Raw genomic sequence first — 580 nt, forward strand, 5'->3', positions numbered from 1 at the left:
TCGCCAGAAATAATGCGCGTTTCAATATCATCCAGAATACGCTGATGCAGCGATAATGTCGGCTCGTCTTTTCCGGATGGATTGTCCTGCACGTCCCGCTCGCCCCATTTATTAGTTCAGCAATTCGCCGATTGCTTTCTGGAAAGCACGCTCTGCCGCATCGCGCAAGCGATGATGTCCGCCCTCCACCTGTTTCACGCCGCGCACCCACACATCAGAGGCACGCGCACGACCGGCAAAAATCCAGCCATCGAGAACCGCATCCCCTTTTGCATGGGGCAGACGCTCAACATCAAGCGATACAAAATCTGCCGAGGCGCCCTGTCTCAAACGATCGCCTTCGCGACCCATAGCAATATTGCCGCCCGCCAATGCACCATCAAACAAGGCGCGTCCGGTCGAGCCTTCGTTTTTCGCCAGCACATTGCGCGCTCGATGCAGCAAACGCTGCGAATATTCATATTGCCGCAACTCATCGCCAATGCCGATCAGCACATTGGAATCGGACCCGACGCCGAAACGGCCACCATTGGCATCAAACACGGTGGCATTGAACGTGCCATCGCCGAGATTGGCTTCC

1 pseudogene is annotated in these 580 nt (G+C 55.9%); it reads right to left on the bottom strand.

Going from position 1 to position 580, the window contains the following annotated elements:
* Positions 1-111 precede the first annotated feature (111 nt).
* Positions 112-580 (bottom strand): annotated as a pseudogene (locus CEV34_RS03280) (formimidoylglutamate deiminase); the annotation flags it as partial.

Origin of the sequence: Brucella pseudogrignonensis (assembly GCF_002252525.1) — a bacterium.
In the GTDB taxonomy this organism is placed as follows: domain Bacteria; phylum Pseudomonadota; class Alphaproteobacteria; order Rhizobiales; family Rhizobiaceae; genus Brucella; species Brucella pseudogrignonensis.